Genomic DNA, 19,053 nt, shown 5'->3' on the forward strand with positions numbered 1-19,053 from the left:
TGGACATCGGACGCTGCGTCAGCCGCCGGTCGCCGGGCCGAAGCCGCCGCCGCCCGGGGTCTCGATGACGAAGACGTCGCCGGCGGCCATCTGCACCGAGCCGATGTGGCTCAAGCCTTCGCGCCGGCCGTCGATGCGCTCGATGCGGTTGACGCCCGGTGCGCCGGCCGAACCGCCGTCGAGCCCGAAGGCGCCGCGGCTGCGGCCATTGGACAGGATCGATGCGGTCATCGGCTGCAGGAAGCGGATGCGGCGCACGCCGCCGTCGCCGCCGCGCCAGCGCCCCGCGCCGCCCGAGCCGCGGCGGATCTCGTAGCTCTCCAGCCGCACCGGGTAGCGGAACTCGAGCACCTCGGGATCGGTCAGCCGCGAGTTGGTCATGTGCGTCTGCACCACCGCCGTGCCGTCGAAGCCGGGGCCGGCACCGGAGCCGCCGGAGATGGTCTCGTAGTACTGGTGCTCGTCGTCGCCGAAGGTGAAGTTGTTCATCGTGCACTGGCTCGCGGCCATCACGCCGAGCGCGCCGTAGAGCGCATTCGTCACGCACGACGAGGTCTCGACGTTGCCCGCGACCACCGCCGCCGGCGAGCGCGGATTGAGCATGCACCCCTCGGGCACGATGACGTGCAGCGGCTTGAGACACCCGGCGTTCAACGGAATGTCGTCGTCGACCAGCGTGCGGAAGACGTACAGCACCGCGGCCATCGTCACCGCCTTGGGCGCGTTGAAATTGTTCGGCAGCTGCTCGCTGGTGCCGCTGAAGTCGATCGTGGCGCTGCGCTGCTGCGCGTCGACCGACACGCGCACGACGATCTGCGCGCCGTTGTCCAGCGGCAGCTCGAACGAGCCGTCGTTCAGCGCGGTGATCACGCGGCGCACCGATTCCTCGGCGTTATCCTGCACGTGGCGCATGTACGCAGCGACCGTCTCACGGCCGAATTGCGTGACCATCGCGCGCAGCTCCTGCACGCCCTTCTCGTTGGCGGCGATCTGTGCGCGCAGGTCGGCAATCGTCTGGTCGGGGTTGCGCGCCGGCCAGTTTCCGCTGGCGAGCTGCGCGCGCAGTTCTTCATTGCGCAGATGCCCGTCACGCACCAGCAGGAAGTTGTCGAACAGCACGCCCTCCTCTTCGATCGTGCGCGAGAACGGCGGCACCGAGCCCGGCGTGATGCCGCCGATGTCGGCATGGTGGCCGCGGCTGGCGACGTAGAAGCTGGGCTGCTTGTCCGCAGTCTCCAAGTACACCGGCGTGACCACCGTGACGTCGGGCAGGTGGGTGCCGCCGTGGTACGGGTCGTTCAGCACGTAGACGTCGCCCTGGTGCATCGTCGGGTTGCGCTGGATCACTGTCTTGATCGATTCGCTCATCGAACCCAGGTGCACCGGCATGTGCGGCGCATTGGCGATCAGCTGGCCTTCGGCATCGAACAGCGCGCACGAGAAGTCCAGGCGCTCCTTGATGTTCACCGAGTGAGCCGTGTTCTGCAGCCGCAGGCCCATCTGCTCGGCGATGTTCATGAACAGGTTGTTGAAAACCTCGAGCATCACCGGATCGGCCTCGGTGCCGATCGCATGCGCGGTGAAACGCGCGCGGATGCGCTCCAGCGTCAGCGAGCCGTCGTCGCCCAGGCGCGCCTGCCAGCCGGGCTCGACAACGGTCGTCGCGTTGCGCTCGGCGATCACCGCCGGGCCGTCGATCATCGCGCCGGCGGGCAGCTCTTCGCGCACATGCAGGGCGGCCTCGCGCCAGGCATCGCCGGAGCCGTCGTCGGCCGCGGCGTACATGCGCACTGCCGCCAGCGCGGCCGGCCGCTGCGAGACGCTGAAGGCGTCCGGCACGGGTTCCACCAGCCCCTCGCCGGCGCCGACGGCCTCGACCGACACCGCCTCGATGATCAACGCTCGATCGGGCATCAGGAAGGCGAAGCGCTGGCGATACGCGGCCTCGAACTCGGCCTGCGCGCTGCGCGCGTCGCCGAAGGCCACTTCGAGCGCGGTGTCGGTGCCTTCGTAGCGCAGGTGCAGGCGTTCGCGCCGCGCGATGCGGTCGACCGGCACGCCCTGCGCGGCGACTTCGCCGGCCGCCGATGCGCCGAGCTCGGCCAGCTTGTCGCGCGCCACCTGCAGCCCGCCGGAATCGAGCGGCTGCTCGAGCGACGATTCGCGCATCGCGATCTGGTCGGCCAGGCCCATGCCGTAGGCCGACAGCACTCCCGCCAGCGGGTGCACCAGCACGCGCTGCATGCCCAGCGCATCGGCCACCAGGCAGGCATGCTGGCCACCGGCGCCGCCGAAGCACTGCAGCGTGTAGCCGGTGACGTCGTAGCCGCGGGCGACCGAGATGCGCTTGATCGCATTGGCCATGCTGGCCACCGCGATCTGCAGCGCGCCGGCAGCGACCGCCTCCGGCGTCGTCGGCTTGCCGGTGACGGCGGTCATGCGCTGCGCCAGCTGCGTGAAACCGGCGACCACCGCATCGCGGTCGAGCGACTGGTCGGCCGCGGGTCCGAAGACCTTCGGGAAATGCGCCGGCTGGATCTTGCCGAGCATCACGTTGGCATCGGTCACCGCCAACGGGCCGCCGCGGCGGTAGCAGGCCGGGCCGGGATTGGCGCCGGCCGACTCGGGGCCGACGCGCAGCCGGGCGCCGTCGAAGCTGATGATCGAGCCGCCGCCGGCAGCCACCGTGTGGATGCTCATCATCGGCGCGCGCATGCGCACGCCCGCCACCTGCGTCTCGAACGCGCGCTCGAAGGCACCGGCGAAGTGCGACACGTCGGTCGACGTGCCGCCCATGTCGAAGCCGATCACCTTGTCGTGGCCGGCCGCCTGCGCCGTGCGCACCATGCCGACGATGCCGCCGGCGGGGCCGGAGAGGATCGCATCCTTGCCCTGGAAGCGGTGCGCTTCCGTCAGGCCGCCCGAGCTCTGCATGAAAAAGAGACGCACCCCCGGCATCTGCCCTTCCACCTGCTCGACATAGCGGCGCAGGATCGGCGACAGGTAGGCATCGACGACCGCGGTGTCGCCGCGCGACACCAGCTTCATCAGCGGGCTGACCTCGTGCGACGCGCTGACCTGCGTGAAGCCGATCTCGCGCGCCAGCCGCGCCGCGGCCTGCTCGTGCGCGGTGTAGCGGTAGCCGTGCATGAAGACGATCGCGCAGGCGCGGACACCGTTGGCATAGGCCTGCTGCAGCGAGCGCTTGAGCGCCGGCTCGTCGAGCGGCTGCACCAGCTCACCGCGCGCGCCGACCCGCTCGTCGGCCTCGATGACCTGCTCGTACAGCAGCTCGGGCAGCACGATGTGGCGGTCGAAGAGGCGCGGCCGCGCCTGGTAGGCGATGCGCAGCGCATCGCGGAAACCGCGCGAGGTGACCAGCAGCGTGCGGTCGCCCTTGCGCTCGAGCAGCGCGTTGGTCGCCACCGTGGTGCCCATCTTCACGCACTCGACCAGCGCCGGCGTGATCGGCTCGCCGCGCTGAAGCCCCAGCAGGCGGCGGATGCCCTCGACCGCGGCATCGCGGTACTGCTCGGGGTTCTCGCTCAGCAGCTTGGCCGTCGCCAGGCTGCCGTCGGGGCGACGCGCGACGATGTCGGTGAAGGTGCCGCCGCGGTCGATCCAGAACTGCCAGCGCGGTTGAGTGGGGGTGTGCATGGATCCTCAGCCTTGAGTGAAATAGGAGATGAACATCTGGTTCGCTTCGGGTCCGACCGAGCGGACCCATTCGAGGGACAACTTCTCGCCGAGCCGGCGCAGCGCCTGCGACAGCTCGGAGGTGACGGGCTCGATGCGCATGCCGTTGCCGCGCAAGGTCTCGACCGATTCGCGCGCCGCCTGTTCGCTCAGGCGCCAGCCGCGCTGCTCGGCGCTGACTGCCGCCTGCAGCAGCAGGCGCTGCTGCCCGGCATCGAGCTTGTCGAAGGCTTCCTTGCGCACCATCAGCAGGTTCTTCGGGAACCAGGCGTTGATCGGATAGTAGAACTTCAGGCCGCTCCAGACCTGGTTTTCGACTCCCGTGACCGCCGAGGTGATCATCGCGTTGATGCGCCCTTCGGCGAGCGCCTGGCCGACCTGGATCATCGGCACGTCGACGGCCTTCGCCTGCAGCAACTCGGCGATGCGCACGGTGGTGGAGTTGTAGGTGCGCATGTTGAGGCCGCGCAAGTCGGTGGCGCCGTTGATCGGGCGCTGCGAGAACAGACCCTGCGGCGGCCACGGCACCGCCATCAGCACGCGCAGGCCGCGACTGGCGAGGTTTGCCTCGATCAACGGCCGCTGGTGGCGCCACAACCGCCGTGCATCGTCGTAGCTGCGCACGATGAAGGGCACGCTGTCGGCGCCGGCCAGCGGCAGGTCCTTGACCAGCCCGGTCATGATCGCCTCGCCCAGCTCGGCCTTGCCGCTCATCAGCCCGGGCAGCATCTGCGGCAGCGGCAGCAGTTTGCCCTCGGTGTGCAGCTCGATGCGCAGCGCACCGGCGCTGAGCTGGGCCAGCTCGTCGGCGAACTGGCGCAGGTTCTGCCCGTGCAGCGAATCGGCGCGGTAGCCGGTGGCCAGGCGCCAGGTGTCTGCGGCCCGGGCCGGGATTCCCCAGGTGGCCCCCGCGGCCGCCAGCGCCAGCGCCAGGCAATCGCGGCGGGAGGAAGTGAGCTGCTCGGACATCGACATCTCCTTCGGGCGCTAGGGAATTCGGACCGGAATCAGCGTGCGTTCAGCGTTCCTTGCCCATCACCAGGTCGGGAACGATCGTCACGATGCTCGGGAACAGCGTGATCAGCGCGATGCACACCACCAGGCAGGCGAAGAACGGGATCGCCGCCTTGGCGATCGTGTTGCTGTCGCGCCCGGTCATGTTCTGCAGCACGAAGAGGTTGAAACCGACCGGCGGCGTGACCTCGGCGATCTCGACCAGCAGGATCACGAAGATGCCGAACCACACCAGGTCGAAGCCGGCCTTCTGCACCATCGGCATCACGACGGCCGCGGTCAGCACGATCATCGAGATGCCGTCGAGCGCGGTGCCGAGCACCAGGTAGACGACGACGAGCACCGAGATCAGCGCGTAGGGCGACAGGTGCATCGCATGCACCCACTCGGCCAGCTCACGCGGGATGCCGGTGAAGGCCATCGTCTTGGTCAGAAAGGCCGCGCCGGCGAGGATGAACATGATCATGCAGCTGGTGCGGGCGGCGCCGAACAGGCTGTCCTTGAAGTTCTGCCACGACAGCGAGCGGCTCCACAGCGCCAGGCCCAGCGCACCGACGACGCCGTAGGCCGCGCATTCGGTGGCCGTGGCGAAGCCGGCGACCAGCACCCAGATGATGAAGATGATCAGCGCGCCGGTGGGGATCAGGTTGCGCGAGCGGCGCAGCTTCTCCATCAGCGTGGTCGGCGGCTCGGGCGGCGGCATCTTGTCCTTGTTGGCCAGGCTCCACCAGGCGATGTAGCCGGAGAACAAGAGCATCAGCAGGATGCCGGGCAGGAAGCCGGCGAGGAAGACGCGGATGATCGACGCATCGGCCGCCACCGCGTAGACCACCATCGTGATCGACGGCGGGATCAGGATGCCCAGCGTGCCGGCGGTGGCCAACGAGCCGAGCGCCATCTTCTCGCTGTAGCCGCGCTTGCGCAGCTCCGGCAGCGCGACCTTCGAGATCGTCGCGCAGGTCGCCGCCGACGAGCCCGACACCGAGCCGAAGATGCCGCAGCCGAGGATCGTCGTGTGCATCAGCCGGCCGGGGATGCGGTTCAGCCACGGGCTCAGGCCTTCGAACATCTCTTCGCTCAGCTTGCTGCGAAAGAGGATCTCGCCCATCCAGATGAACAGCGGCAGCGCGGCCAGCTCCCACGAGGCATTCGATTCCCAGAACGCCGAAAACAGGTTCTTGCCCGGCTCGGTCGTCGTGAAGAAGGCCTGGCCCACCCAGCCGCAGATGGCCAGGGTCATCGCGATCCAGACGCCGCCGGACAACAGCATCAACATCAACAGCAGCAGCGCGCCGCCGACCATCAGGGTATCCATGCTTCAGATCCTTAGCGCGAAGTGCGCTTTAGAGGTCGGAGGAGAAGTCGCCGGCTGCGTGGCGCTCGGCCACCAGGCGTTCGTAGGTCGGCAGCCCGCCGGCCAGCACGATGAAGAACTCGTCGATCACCGCCACCAGCAGCAAGAGCGATCCGAGCGCGAAGCTCATCTGCGGGATCCAGATGGGGATCACCAGCAGCCCTTGCGCCACCTCGTGCACCTGCCAGCTCTCGAAGGTGAAGCGGCAGGCCCACCAGGCGAGGTAGCCGACGGCGACGATGCCGATGGCCAGCGACAGCAGCTCGGCGACACGCCGCGCGCCGGGCGCGAGGCGCTCGGTCAGCAGCGACACGCGCACGAAGTCGCCGTGCTTGAAGGCATGCGCCATCGTCAGGAACGCCGCCGCCGCGCAGAACCACGCGACGACATCGTTGGTGGCGCCGGTGGAGACGCCGAACTCGCGGGCGATGCTCTGCCACACCATCGCCGCGGCGATCAGCGCGACGAACGTGGCGCCGAGCGCGCCCGCACCCAGGTACAGCGCATCGAGCGAGCGCCGCAACGACAGCCGCCGCGCCGGTGCCGTTACTTCTTCATTGCGCACCATTGGAGCGGCCATGCTGTCCATCGTTGTCTCCGTATCGCCCGTTGGGGGGTCTTATTTCCTGAACGCTTCGATGATGGTCTTGCCGTCGTCGCCAGCGGTCTTCATCCACTCGACCGTCATGCGGCCGCCGATGATCTTCAATTCCTTCTTCAGCCCCTCGCTGCTGGTGTCGACCGTCATGCCCTTGGCCGCCAGCTCCTTCATGTACTCGGCGTCCTTCTGCTCGCTGAGCTTCCAGCCGCGCGCGCCGGCGTCTCCGGCGGCCTTCAGCACGGCATCCTGCGTCGCCTTGTCGAGGCCCTCGAAGGCTTTCTGGTTGACGATCACCGCATTGCGCGGCAGCCAGGCATTGACGTCGTAGAAGTACTTGACGTGCTCGTAGAGCTTGCTGTCGATGCCCGAGGCGCTGGAGGTCAGGAAGTTCTGCACCACGCCGGTGGCCAGGCCCTGCGGCAGCTCGGCGAGCTGGATCGTCACCGGCTGCGCGCCGACGTATTCGGCGATGCGCGAGGTGGCCGGGTTGTAGGCGCGCATCTTGGTGCCCTTGAAGTCGGCCATGGTGGCCACCGGCTTCAGGGTATAGAGGCCCTGCGGCGGCCACGGCACGGTGTACAGCAGCTTCAGGCCCTGGTCCTTCAGCGTCTTCTCGAGGTAGGGCCGCGACAGCTCGTCGAGCTTCTTCGATTCGGCGTAGCTGGTGGCCAGGAAGGGGATCGAATCGATGCCGAACACCGGGTGCTCGTTGCCGGCGCTGGAGAGGATGAATTCGCCGATCGCCGTCTGCGACGACTGGACCGCACGCTTGATCTCGTTGGCCTTGAAGAGCGACGCATTGGCATGCACCTGGATCTTCAGCTTGCCCTTGGTCGACTTGTCGACCTCCTCGGCGAACCACTGCAGGTTCTGCACCTGGAAGGTGTTGGTGCCGTAGCCGGAGGGCAGGTCCCACTTGGTTTGCGCAAAGGCGGGAAGCGCAGCGGCCAAGGCCAGCGTGAACGCAATCTTCTTCATCGGTGTCTCCTTCAGGCGGTTCAGGGGTGGGGTCAGAAGCTGGAGAGCTGGTGGTTCAGCAGGTCGGTGATCAACATCGCGCCGGGCGCATGCGTGATCGCGAACGGCGGGCGCGCCTGCGCGAGCGCCGCCTGCGGCGTGACACCGCAGGCCCAGAACACCGGCAGCTCGTCGGGCAGCACGGCCACGGCGTCGCCGTAGTCGGGCTGCGACAGGTCGGCGATGCCGATCAGCGCCGGGTCGCCGATGTGCACCGGCGCGCCGTGCACGTTCGGAAAGCGCGAGGTGATCTGCGTCGCGCGGATCGCGTCGGCGGCCTTCATCGGCCGCATCGTCACGACCATCGGCCCGCTGAAGCGGCCGGCCGCCTTGGTGGCGATGCTCGTGCGGTACATCGCGACGTTCTTGCCTTCGTCGACATGGCGCAGCCGGATGCCGTCCTCGATCAGCGCCTGCTCGAACGAGAACGAGCAGCCGAGCACGAAGCTCACCAGGTCATCGCGCCAGATTCCGCGCACGTCGCCCGGCTCGTCCACCAGCACGCCTTCGCGCCAGACGCGGTAGCGCGGCACGTCGGTGCGGATGTCGAGGTCACCGGCCAGCGTCGGCAGGCGATGGTCGCCCGGCTCGCTGACCGCGAGCACCGGACAGGGCTTCGGATTGCGCTGGCAGTAGCGCAGGAACTCGTCGGCGACGTCACGCGGCAGAATCACCACGTTGCCCTGCACGTGGGTCGTTGCGAGGCCGCTGGTGTGGCTGCTCAGCCAGCCGGCGCGGGCGGCGAGGCGGACCTCGAGGCCGGTCGATGCGGGGCCGAGCGCCTGCGGGTCGGGGGACGGTGTCGACATTGAGTCGGATCGTTGTGCCACGCTTGAATCTCCTGTGCCGGCCCCGATTCGGGGTCACCATGGAGACACATTGTGGGCAGCGGCCCTCACGTCCGCTAACGCAAAATCCTTCGCTCAGCTCATCGACTTTTTCGATAACGGCGTGGTGCGTGCCGCACCGCGGCGGGGCGCCTTCAGCCCGGCGAACGCCGCCGCCGCCTCGAGCGCGGCGAGGGTGATCGTCGAGGTCGGATCCTCGCGGTAGCTCGCGTGCAGCGGCAGCGGCGACAGCGCATCCGTGCAATTGAGCACACGCAGCGGCTGGCGCTGCGCGAGCCGCTCGGCTGCCACGCGCGGCAGCGTCGCGATGCCGAAGCCGCCTTCGACCAGCTGCACCATCGCCGAGATCGACGAGATCGCATGCACGCGCGGCGGCTCGATGCCGCCCGAGCGGAACATGTCGAGCAGCGCGACATACGGCTGCGACGCGCGCTGAAAGGTCAGCAGCTCGAAGCGCGCCAGGTCGGCCAGCGCATAACGCTTGCGCGGATGCAGCACCGCATGGCCGACGAACACCATCTCCATCGGCTGCAGCGCGCGCGTGCGGATGCCCTCGCCGCCGGCCGGCAGCGCGGCGAAGACCAGGTCCAGCGTGCCGCGCCGCACCTGCTCGGTCAGCAGCGGCGTGGTTTCGACCGTCAGCTCGAGCTCGAAGGCCGGGTGGTCGACGCGCATCTGCTGCAGCCATTCGGTGAGCCAGCTGTGCACCACCGACTCGATCGCCCCGATGCGCAGCAGCTGCGCACGCGCCGAATCCGATCCGAGCTCGCCCTTGATCTGCCGCTGCAGCTCGAGCAGGCGCTGCGCATAGCCGAAGAAGCGCGTGCCGACGACGGTGACGCGGAACTGCTTGTCGCGCCGGTCGAGCAGCAGCACGCCGAGCTCTTCCTCGAGCGCGGCGATGCGGCTGGACAGCGCCGACTGCGTGATGAAGAGCTTTTCCGCCGCGCGGGTCACGCTCTTGAGCGACACGGCCCAGTAGAAGGCCTCGACGAAGCGCAGGTTCATGTGCGGGCGGTGTTCGGAGAGATACCCATGGAAGCCGGTGCCGTTGTCGGTATTCTCGGCCCCATACAGAACCGGAGCCACGACGATGTTCCTTCGCACGCTGACCGCCGCCGCGCTGATGCTCGCTTCCAGCGCTTTCGCCCAGACCAAGTGGGACCTGCCGGCCGCCTACCCGGCGACCAACTTCCACACCGAGAACATGACGCAGTTCGCCGCCGACGTCGACAAGGCCAGCGGCGGCAAGCTGAAGATCCAGGTGCACGCCAACGCGTCGCTGTTCAAGGCCAACGAGATCAAGCGCGCGGTGCAGGGCGGCCAGGCCCAGCTGGGCGAGATCCTGCTCGCCAACTTCGCCAACGAGGCGCCGATCTACGCGCTCGACGGCGTGCCCTTCCTCGCCAGCTCGTACGACGAAGCCAAGCTGCTGTACGACCTGCAGCGCCCGCAGCTGGACAAGCAGCTCGCCGGCCAGGGCATGAAGCTGCTGTTCTCGGTGCCGTGGCCGCCGCAGGGCATCTACACGAAGAAGCCGATCCAGTCGGTGGCCGACATGCGTGGCATCAAGTGGCGCGCCTACAGCCCGGCGACCGCGAAGATCGCCGAGCTGATCGGCGCGCAGCCGGTGACGATCCAGGCCGCCGAGCTGTCGCAGGCGCTGGCCACCGGCGTCGTCGACAGCTACATGTCCTCGGGCTCGACCGGCTACGACTCGAAGACCTACGAGCACATCAAGAACTGGTACGACACGCAGGCCTGGCTGCCGAAGAACGCGGTCATCGTCAACAAGAAGGCGTTCGACGCCCTCGACAAGCCGACGCAGGACGCCCTGATGAAGGCCGCCGCCGAGGCCGAGGCCCGCGGCTGGAAGATCAGCATGGAAAAGAACGACTGGTACAAGAAGGCGCTGACCGACAAGGGCATGACCATCCATCGCCCGCACGCCAAGCTCAAGCAGGACCTGAAGCAGGTCGGCGAGATCATGCTGGCCGACTGGGAGAAGACGGCGGGCGCCGACAACGTCGCGGTGGTCGCGGCGTACAAGAAGGCCCAGGCGGCGAAGCCGGCGGCCAAGAACTGAGCGGCGAAAGCACCGAAGAACGGAAGCCGGCTCGCTGCATGCGCAAGGTCCTCGACACGCTGTACCTCGCCGCCGGCGCGATCGCGGCACTGATGGTGCTGGCGATCGGCGTGTTGATGATCTACCAGAGCATCGCGCGCGAGCTCGGCATCCGCACCGGCGCGATCAACGACATCGTCGCCTGGTGCTGCGCGGCCGCGGCCTTCATGGCGATGGCGCATGCCTTCAAGCACGGCGACTTCGTACGCGTGACGCTGCTGCTCGAGAAACTGTCACCCGCGTGGCGCCACCGCTTCGAGCTCTTCGCGCTGGCCATCGGCAGCGCCGCCACCGCCTACCTCGCGTGGTGGGCGAACCGCTTCACCTACGAGAGCTGGGAGTTCAACGAGCTCGCGCAGGGCCTGCTGCCGATCGCCATCTGGATCCCGCAGCTGAGCTTCGCGCTCGGCTCGATCCTGCTGCTGATCGCGGTGCTCGATGAATTCGTGATCGTGCTGCGCGGCGGCCGGCCGACCTTCGTCACCGCGGTCGAGGAGCGCCACGCCAAGGGCGACTTCTCGGCCGATCTCTGAACCCGCTGCGAAAGCCCCGAGCCGATGGACAACATGCTGATCGTCGGCGCCGTGCTGCTGGCACTGATGCTGGTGCTGCTCGCGGCCGGCGTGTGGATCGCGATGACGCTGGCGATCTGCGGCTGGGTCGGCCAGACCTTCTTCACCAGCACGCAGCCGGGCAAGAACCTGTTTTCGGCGTTCTGGGAATCGAATGCCTCGTGGGAGCTGGCCGCGCTGCCGCTGTTCATCTGGATGGGCGAGATCCTCTTTCGCACCAAGCTGAGCGAGGAAATGTTCGAAGGCCTGCGGCCCTGGCTCAACCGCATCCCCGGCCGGCTGATGCACACCACCATCCTCGGCTGCGGCATCTTCGGCTCGGTGTCGGGCTCGTCGGCCGCGACCTGCGCAACGATCTCGAAGGTCGCGCTGCCGGAGCTCAAGCGCCGCGGCTACGACGAGCGCCTGGCGATCGGCTCGCTGGCCACCGCCGGCACGCTGGGCATCCTGATCCCGCCGTCGATCACGATGGTGGTCTACGCGGTGGCGGCCGATGCGTCGATCATCCGCGTCTTCCTCGCCGGCTTCGTGCCGGGCTTCCTGCTGATGCTGCTGTTCTCGGGCTACATCATGTGGTGGAGCCTGCGTCATCCGCACAAGGTGCCGGCGGCCGACCCGCCGTGCAGCTTCGCCGAGAAGATCCGGCGCTCGGGCAACCTGATTCCCTGCGCCGCGCTGATCGTCTTCATCGTCTGGGTGCTGATCGCCGGCTGGGCCACAGCCACCGAGTGCGCGGCCTACGGCGTGCTCGGCGCCCTCGGCCTCGCCGCCTGGAGCCGCACGCTGACCTGGGCCAATTTCTGGGACGGCCTGATGGGCACGACGCGCACCAGCTGCATGATCATGTTCATCCTCGCCGGCGCGGCCTTCCTGACCAAGACGATGGCCTTCACCGGCATCCCGCGCGCGCTCGCCGAATGGGTCACGGCGATGCACCTGAGCCCGATCGCGCTGATCGCCGCGCTGACCGTCGTCTACCTGGTGCTCGGCACCGCGCTCGACGGCATCTCGATGATCGTGCTGACCAGCGCCGTCGTGCTGCCGATGATCCAGCAGGCCGGCTTCAACCTGGTGTGGTTCGGCATCTTCATCGTGCTGCTGGTCGAGATCGCCGAGGTCACGCCGCCGGTCGGCTTCAACCTCTTCGTGCTGCAGAACATGACCGGCAAGGACGGCAATGTGATCGCCCGCGCGGCGCTGCCGTTCTTCGGCTGCCTGGTGCTGTGCATCGCGCTGATCACCGCGTTTCCGGGCCTGGTGACCTGGCTGCCCGATCTCGTGATGGGCCCCGAACGCTGACAGGACCTGAACGCGAACTGCCGTGACAGCGCGGCGCTGTTCAGGCGATCATCCGCACATCTTGCGGTCTAGCATCCCGCACCGCGAGCCCTTTGTCGCATGCCCGCCTTGTCGCCCGCCGTGTCCTCGCCACCCTCGCCCACTTCGCGCATGACGCCGGACCGCCGCGGCGGCGAGGTCTTCGTCTGGCCGACGCCGCCCTACGCCGCCTACCCGACGCCCTGGCCGCAGCAGGCGCCCGAGCCCTGCGAGATCGAAGGGCCGAACGGCCGCGTCACGCACGGCCGGCTGGCGATGTTCGATGCCGAAGCCGGCATTGCCTACCTGATCGTGCCGCCGGCGCGCGGCACGCTGGCGCTGCGCATGACGCAGTTCCGCCGGCTGACGCTGCTGAATCCGCTGCCCGCACTCGGCGAGACGGCCCCCGCCGGCTCACCGCTCGAAGCGCTGTGCGCCGCGCCGCGCAGCCGCTGCACGCTGCACTTTCGCGGCGGCGACAGCACGACGCTGCAGACCATCGGCCAGGTCGAGCACGCGCTCGGCGTGTTCCTGTTTCCGCCGCTGTCCCCGCAGCCCGGCAGCGGCGATGCCGTGCTGCGCAGCTTCTATCCGCATGGCGGCATCCAATCGCTGGACATCGGTCCACGCGTCGGCGAGCTGCTGGTCGAGCAGCAAGCCGCCAGCGCCGACGACGTTCAGCAGGCCGCCGACGAGCAGAACAGCCTGCGCCAGCGCCGCATCGGTGACCTGCTGCTGTCCGAGCGCATCGTCGTGCCCGAGCAGTTGCTCGAGGCGATCGAGCAGCAGTCGCGCATGCCGATGGTGCGCATCGGCGAGGCACTCATCGCCCTGGGCATCATCGACGAGCGCGCTCTCGGCGATGCACTGCAGCAGCAAACGCGCGACCGCAACGTGCCGCTCGGCGAACTGCTGGTGCAGCGCGGCGTCGTCACCCGCGGCGAGCTGCAGGCGGCGCTGGCGCGCAAGATGGGTTATCCGGTCGTCGACGCCGGCGCCTTCCCGGTCGAGCCCGAAGCGGCGCTGAAGCTGCCGCATGCGCTCGCGCGGCGCCTGCCGGCGCTGCCGCTGATGATGCGTGGCGGCCGTCTCGTCGTCGCGCTCGAAGACCCCTCGGCGCGCATCCTGATCGACGAGATCGAGTCCGGTGCGCAGGCCAAGGTGGTGCCGGTGCTGGCGCGTGAAGGCACGCTGCTGCCGGCGATCGACCAGTTGTACCAGCGGCTCGGCAAGCTAGCGGCGGCCGCGCCGCCGCCCGCCACCGCGACCCCGAATCCGCGGCCTGCTTCGCCCGCCATCGTGCAGGTCGAGCCTGACGACACGCTCGAGCGGCTGATCGACACGACGATCGCCGAGGCGCACCGGAGCGGCGTGTCCGACATCCACATCGAGTGCCCCGGCGGCGACGATCCGCTGCGCATTCGCTTCCGTCGCGACGGCGTGCTCGAGCCCTACCTCGAAGCGCCGCCGGACCGCGGGCCGGCCCTCGTCGCGCGGCTGAAGGCCCTCGGCGGGCTCGAGACGTCCGAGCGCCGCAAGCCGCAGCACGGCAAGCTCCAATTCGGTCATGTCGTGCAGGGCGACATGCCCGAGTGGCGCCTGGCGACGATTCCCACCACCCACGGCCTCGAAGATGCCGTGCTGCGCCGGCTGGCGCCGATGCAAGCGCTGCCGCTCGATGCCATCGGCCTGGCACCTGCGGTGCTGGCGGGCGTGCAATCGGCCATCACGCGCACGCAGGGCCTGCTGTTGTGCGTCGGCCGCGCCGGCAGCGGCACGACGACGACGCTGCACGCGGCGCTCGCGCACATCAACACGCCCGAACGCAAGGTCTGGACCGCCGAAGACCCGATCGAGATCACGCAGCCGGGGCTGCGCCAGGTGCAAGTGAACCCCCGCATCGATTGGACCTTCGCGAAGGCCGTGCGCGCGTTCACGGACGCCGATGCGGACGTGGTGATGGTCGGCGAGCTGCGCGATGGCGAGACCGCGCAGGCGGCGATCGATGCCGCGCTGACGGGCCACCTGGTGTTCTCGGCCGTGCCGGGCACCCGCGCTGCCGATGGCATCGTGCGGCTGCTCGATCTCGGACTCGACTCGTTCGCATTGGCCGATGCGCTGTCGATGGTGCTGGCGCAGCAGCTGGTGCGCAGGCTGTGTCGCCAATGCGTCACCCGCCGTCCCGCACGCGACGATGAAATCGAGGAGCTTCTCGACGATTGGCAATCAAGCTTTCCCGACAACGCAACAGCGCCGACGCCTGAATCCACACTCTCGCAATGGCGCCAACGCCATGGCCGCGACGGTGTATTGCAGCTGCATGAAGCCCCAGGCTGTCCGCATTGCCGCCACAGCGGCTTCAGCGGCCGCATCGGCCTGCACGAAGCGCTGCACATCGATCGCGACCTGCGCCGCCTGATCCAGGCCAGTGTGCCTGCGCAGTCGCTGCACAGCGCTGCGATGGCACGCGGTATGCGTACGCTGCGCCAGGATGGAATCGAGAAAGTGCTTGCCGGATTGACGACGGCCCGAGAAGTTCGTGCCCGCAGCAACACCTGAGAGAAGCGTCCACGCCAGGGGCGCAAACCACACGGTCCGTGGTACAAAACTTCTCTTGACACGCCGCAGCAAAGCGGCGATTTGGTATCTTGTCGAGACAAGCGGTTCGCGAAGCCGCTCTCAAGGGAGTTCCATGTTTCACCGCCTCGTGTCGTACCGCGCAATTGGCCGCCCATGACACGCCTGTACCTCGTCGATGACCAGCTGCTGTTGCGAGACGGCCTGCATGCGTTGCTCGAAGGCGCCGGCCACACGGTGGTCGGCGAAGGCAGCGATCCGACGCATGCGGTGGTCGATGCGCAGCAGCGCAGTGCCGAAGTGATGCTGCTCGACCTCGGCCTGGGTGAACGCTCGGGCTTCGAGGTGCTGCAGGAACTGAAGCGGCGTGATTCGCCGGTGCGCGCGATCGTGCTGACGATGTCGGCGCAGCCGCGCCATGTGGCCGAAGCGGTGCGCCTGGGCGCCGCCGGCTATGTGCTGAAGGACTCGGGCGCCGCCGAGCTGCTGCAGGCCATCACCACCGTCACCGCCGGACGCCGCTTCTTCGGCCCGCAGGTGGCCGATCTCGCATTGCAGGCACTGGCCGACGATGCACCGCCCGACCCGTTCTCGACCTTGTCGCCGCGCGAGCGCCAGATCGTCACGATGGTCGTCAACGGCATGAGCAGCGCGGCCATCGGGCACGACCTGCATCTGTCGCCGAAAACGGTGGACACCTATCGCAGCCGCATCATGACCAAGCTCGGTGTCAGCGGTGTCACCGCACTGGTGCGCTTGGCCGTGCGCGAAGGCCTGATCGAAGGCTGAAGCGGCCGCTGCGTAGTTCCGCTAGTGAGCGGTGGCCTCCCCCGTCCGGGGGATCTCTTGTCTTGTCCTACAGCAAGGGTCAAGGTCTCCCCGCAGCGCGTTGCGACGGGGCGTGCCAACAATGGCTCGACGGCAACGTTGGGCTGCCGCACACAGGGAGAAGATGGTCATGGACAGGGTGCCCAGTGCCACCAGGCCATGGGTGTCGGCATTGACACCTCCGGTGACGACCGGGTTCGGTAGCGTACTGATCGTCGACGACAACCCGATCAATCTGCTGCTGCTGGAGGAATTTTTCCGGCTGCGCGGTCGCGAATCGGTGCGCTCGGCCTGCACCGTGCGCGAAGCGCTGGCGCTGGCGCGCGAGGAGCCGCCGCTGGCGATCCTGCTCGACCTGCACCTGCCCGACGGCAGCGGGCTCGACCTGCTGGCCTGGCTGCGCGCCGATCCTCGGCTGCGCCACGTGCCGGTGGCGGTGGTCTCGGCCAGCCACGACGAGGCCGCACACCAGGCCGCGCTGGCGCTCGGCGCACGCGCGTGGTGGCCCAAGCCGCTGGACCTGCCGGCGCTGGATGAACGGCTCGAGGAGCTGTACTAGAGCAGTCCAACGCCCGCATCGCGCACCGCGTGACGCGGTGCTCAGGAAAGCCGGCCCAAAGGCCGGCTTTTTTTCCATTTCCAGTCTCTTGTCGCAGATCAAGATGCCGATAAGCCCGGTGTGCACCCCGGCGCCTCGCCGTGATTCGTCGTCTTTGAAAGGCAGTACATGAAGACTGGACGCATTTTCGACCGCACCTGTTCGTTCACAGGTTTGTCGGCAGCGGTGGGCGCGATCGCGCTGCTGGGCTTCGCCGGCGCGGGTGCCGACAATCTTCCGCCGCCCGCGACGCCGGCCGACAAGGTCTGGCTGCTCGGTGAGCCGCCGGCCCCGGCCGACAACCTGACGACGCCGGCGCGCGTCGAGCTCGGCAAGGCCTTGTTCTTCGACCCGCGCCTGTCGGGCAACGGCACGGTCTCCTGCGCCAGCTGCCACAACCCGTCGCTGGGCTGGTCCGACGGCCTGAAGACCGGCATCGGCATCAACGGCACCGTGCTCGGCCGCGCGACGCCGACGGTGGTCAACACCGCCTACAACACGCAGTTCATGTGGGACGGCCGCAAGAAGAGCCTGGAAGACCAGGCGCTCGGGCCGATGAAGACGCCCGAGGAAATGAAGACCGATTTCAGCGCCGCGCTGCAGCTGCTGAACGATCGCGCCGGCTACCGTGCGATGTTCCATGCGGCCTACCCCGGCGAGGCGATCAGCGAAGAGACGGTCGCCAAGGCCATCGCCGCGTTCGAGCGCACCGTGGTCTCGAAGGACTCGCGCTTCGACCGCTGGGTCGCCGGCGATCGCACCGCGATCACGGCGGCCGAACACCGCGGCTACCAGGTCTTCAGCGACCCGGCCAAGGGCAACTGCGCCGCCTGCCACAAGCCGCCGAATTTCACCGACAACGGCTTCCACAACATCGGCATCGCGCATGCACCGGGACAGGACGACGAGGGCCGCTTCAAGATCCGCGGCGTCGCCGTGTTGAAGGGCGCGTTCAAGACGCCGACGCTGCGCGACGTCGAGCTGACGGCGCCGTACTTCCACACCGGCACCGCGACCACGCTGATGGACACCGTCGAGCACTACGCGCGCGGCGGCGACGACCGGCGCAACCTCTCGCCCGAGGTGCGCAAGCTGAACCTGAGCGCTGCCGAGAAGGCCGACCTGGTCGCCTTCATGAAGACGCTGACCAGCCCGGTCAAGAGCGCCAGCGTGCCGGCGTTGCCGCAATGAAGCGTGTCGCTGCACTGGTCGCCGCGCTGCTGGTCGCCACCGCGGCCGGCGCCGCGGCCGACAAGCGCACCGACGGCGCGCTGCTGCCGCGCGACAGCCGCGATGCCGCGGTGTTTCGCGGCGGGCTGGTGTACGCGAACTATTGCGTCACCTGCCACGGCATCAATGCCGACGGCAACGGCCGCGCAGCGCGCCTGCACACGCCGCGGCCGGCGAACCTGCGCGCCTCGGACAAGAACGACCAGTACATCAAGCTGATCATCAGCAAGGGCGGTGAGCCGATCGGCCGCTCGCCCGGCATGCCGCCGTGGGCCGAGGAGCTCACCGACGAGCAGATCAACGACGTGACCGCCTTCGTGCGCTCCGTCAACCAGCGCTGATTCCCTTCCCTCTTCTAACGAGCAGTACCGTCATGAAGAACCTCCTGATCACCGGCCTCCTGTCGCTGCTGCCGTTCGCGGCCGGCGCCGCCGAACACGTCGTCACGCAGAAGGACAAGGCCTTCTCGGCCAAGACCTTGTCGATCAAGGTCGGTGACAAGGTCACCTTCCGCAACGACGACGCGTTCTCGCACAACGTCTTCAGCCTGAGCGATGCGATGCCCTTCGACCTGGGCACCTATGCGAACGGCCAGGCCAAGTCGGTCACCTACGCCAAGGCGGGCAAGTTCGAGATCGAGTGCGCGATCCATCCGGACATGCGCCTCGTCATCAGCGTCGCGCCGTAAGAGGCCGTGATGCCGACACGCCGCACGCTGCTGCTGCGGGGTCTGGCCGTTGCCATCGCCGGCGCGGCCGTGCCCGCCGCACTGCAGGCCATGCCGCAACACGGCCACGCGCCGGTGGCCGGCCTGGGCGGCGCGCTGGACCTGGTCGACCATCACGGCGCCCCCTTCAACCTGCAGCGCCTCGCTGGCCGGCCGAGCCTGGTGTTCTTCGGCCTGACGCGCTGCGGCACCACCTGTCCGATCGCGCTGGCTGTCGCGCGCCAGGTGCTCGATGCCTTCGGCGCGCAAGCGGCGCCGCCGATCGTCTTCGTCACCCTCGACCCGCTGAACGACGGACCACGCGAGCTGAAGACGCATCTCGGGCGCATCGATGCGCGGCTGATCGGCCTGACCGGCACGCCGCCGCAGGTCGCCGACGCCGCCGAGCGTTTTGGCGTCGGCACCCGCGTGCGCGCCGACGGTGTCGACCACAGCTCGATGTGGTACCTGCTCGACGAGCGTGGCCGCGTCAGCCGCGTCTATGCCTACACGACCCCGTCGGCCCATCTGGTCGACGACCTGCGGCGCCTCGCCGCGCATTGAATCGAG

17 protein-coding genes are annotated in these 19,053 nt (G+C 68.5%); 10 read left to right on the forward strand and 7 right to left on the reverse strand.

Annotated features, from left to right (window positions below; all coding sequences use genetic code 11):
* Positions 1–18: 18 nt before the first annotated feature.
* The 7 genes from HLB44_RS27020 to HLB44_RS27050 form a co-directional block, all read right to left on the reverse strand.
* Positions 19–3,657, reverse strand: a complete 3,639-nt coding sequence (locus tag HLB44_RS27020; protein WP_173130240.1) for a hydantoinase B/oxoprolinase family protein — start codon at positions 3,655–3,657, stop codon at positions 19–21.
* A 6-nt stretch (positions 3,658–3,663) separates the two neighbouring features.
* A complete protein-coding gene (locus tag HLB44_RS27025; RefSeq protein WP_173130243.1) occupies positions 3,664–4,665 on the reverse strand; it encodes a TRAP transporter substrate-binding protein in 1,002 nt (333 codons plus the stop codon).
* A 49-nt stretch (positions 4,666–4,714) separates the two neighbouring features.
* Positions 4,715–6,025, reverse strand: coding sequence for a TRAP transporter large permease (locus HLB44_RS27030; RefSeq protein ID WP_173130245.1), 1,311 nt, complete (start codon positions 6,023–6,025; stop codon positions 4,715–4,717).
* 28 nt (positions 6,026–6,053) lie between these two features.
* Complete coding sequence (locus HLB44_RS27035) at positions 6,054–6,644, reverse strand: TRAP transporter small permease (protein ID WP_246312518.1); 591 nt, start codon at positions 6,642–6,644, stop codon at positions 6,054–6,056.
* Between the two features lie 39 nt (positions 6,645–6,683).
* Entirely contained in the window at positions 6,684–7,643 is a 960-nt protein-coding gene (locus HLB44_RS27040) for a TRAP transporter substrate-binding protein (RefSeq protein WP_173130247.1), read from the reverse strand.
* Positions 7,644–7,675: 32 nt separating this feature from the next.
* Complete coding sequence (locus HLB44_RS27045; RefSeq protein WP_173130249.1) at positions 7,676–8,491, reverse strand: putative hydro-lyase; 816 nt, start codon at positions 8,489–8,491, stop codon at positions 7,676–7,678.
* Positions 8,492–8,605: 114 nt separating this feature from the next.
* A complete protein-coding gene (locus HLB44_RS27050) occupies positions 8,606–9,538 on the reverse strand; it encodes a LysR family transcriptional regulator (protein ID WP_173131095.1) in 933 nt (310 codons plus the stop codon).
* Between the two features lie 85 nt (positions 9,539–9,623).
* Between HLB44_RS27050 and HLB44_RS27055 the strand changes: the two genes are divergently transcribed.
* The 10 genes from HLB44_RS27055 to HLB44_RS27100 all read left to right on the forward strand — a co-directional run bounded on the left by HLB44_RS27055 (position 9,624) and on the right by HLB44_RS27100 (position 19,047).
* A complete protein-coding gene (locus HLB44_RS27055; RefSeq protein WP_173130251.1) occupies positions 9,624–10,616 on the forward strand; it encodes a TRAP transporter substrate-binding protein in 993 nt (330 codons plus the stop codon).
* A 38-nt stretch (positions 10,617–10,654) separates the two neighbouring features.
* Entirely contained in the window at positions 10,655–11,188 is a 534-nt protein-coding gene (locus tag HLB44_RS27060; protein ID WP_173130255.1) for a TRAP transporter small permease, read from the forward strand.
* A gap of 24 nt (positions 11,189–11,212) precedes the next feature.
* Complete coding sequence (locus HLB44_RS27065) at positions 11,213–12,526, forward strand: TRAP transporter large permease (RefSeq protein WP_173130258.1); 1,314 nt, start codon at positions 11,213–11,215, stop codon at positions 12,524–12,526.
* Positions 12,527–12,676: 150 nt separating this feature from the next.
* On the forward strand, positions 12,677–15,103 hold the full coding sequence (locus tag HLB44_RS27070; RefSeq protein WP_246312497.1) for a GspE/PulE family protein: 2,427 nt from the start codon (positions 12,677–12,679) through the stop codon (positions 15,101–15,103).
* Positions 15,104–15,277: 174 nt separating this feature from the next.
* On the forward strand, positions 15,278–15,910 hold the full coding sequence (locus HLB44_RS27075; protein ID WP_173130261.1) for a response regulator: 633 nt from the start codon (positions 15,278–15,280) through the stop codon (positions 15,908–15,910).
* Between the two features lie 169 nt (positions 15,911–16,079).
* Entirely contained in the window at positions 16,080–16,508 is a 429-nt protein-coding gene (locus tag HLB44_RS27080; RefSeq protein ID WP_173130264.1) for a response regulator, read from the forward strand.
* A 168-nt stretch (positions 16,509–16,676) separates the two neighbouring features.
* On the forward strand, positions 16,677–17,738 hold the full coding sequence (locus HLB44_RS27085) for a cytochrome-c peroxidase (RefSeq protein WP_173130267.1): 1,062 nt from the start codon (positions 16,677–16,679) through the stop codon (positions 17,736–17,738).
* Positions 17,735–18,118 (forward strand): c-type cytochrome, encoded by a 384-nt coding sequence (locus HLB44_RS27090; RefSeq protein WP_173130270.1) that lies wholly within the window; start codon positions 17,735–17,737, stop codon positions 18,116–18,118. Before HLB44_RS27085 ends, HLB44_RS27090 begins: the two co-directional genes overlap by 4 nt.
* A gap of 32 nt (positions 18,119–18,150) precedes the next feature.
* Positions 18,151–18,465, forward strand: coding sequence for a cupredoxin domain-containing protein (locus HLB44_RS27095; protein ID WP_173130273.1), 315 nt, complete (start codon positions 18,151–18,153; stop codon positions 18,463–18,465).
* Positions 18,466–18,474: 9 nt separating this feature from the next.
* Positions 18,475–19,047 carry an SCO family protein gene (locus tag HLB44_RS27100; protein ID WP_173130276.1) on the forward strand — a complete coding sequence of 191 codons (573 nt, stop codon included), beginning with the start codon at positions 18,475–18,477 and terminating at the stop codon, positions 19,045–19,047.
* Positions 19,048–19,053: the final 6 nt, after the last annotated feature.

This window comes from Pseudaquabacterium terrae, from assembly GCF_013266755.1.
In the GTDB taxonomy this organism is placed as follows: Bacteria; Pseudomonadota; Gammaproteobacteria; order Burkholderiales; family Burkholderiaceae_C; genus Pseudaquabacterium; species Pseudaquabacterium terrae.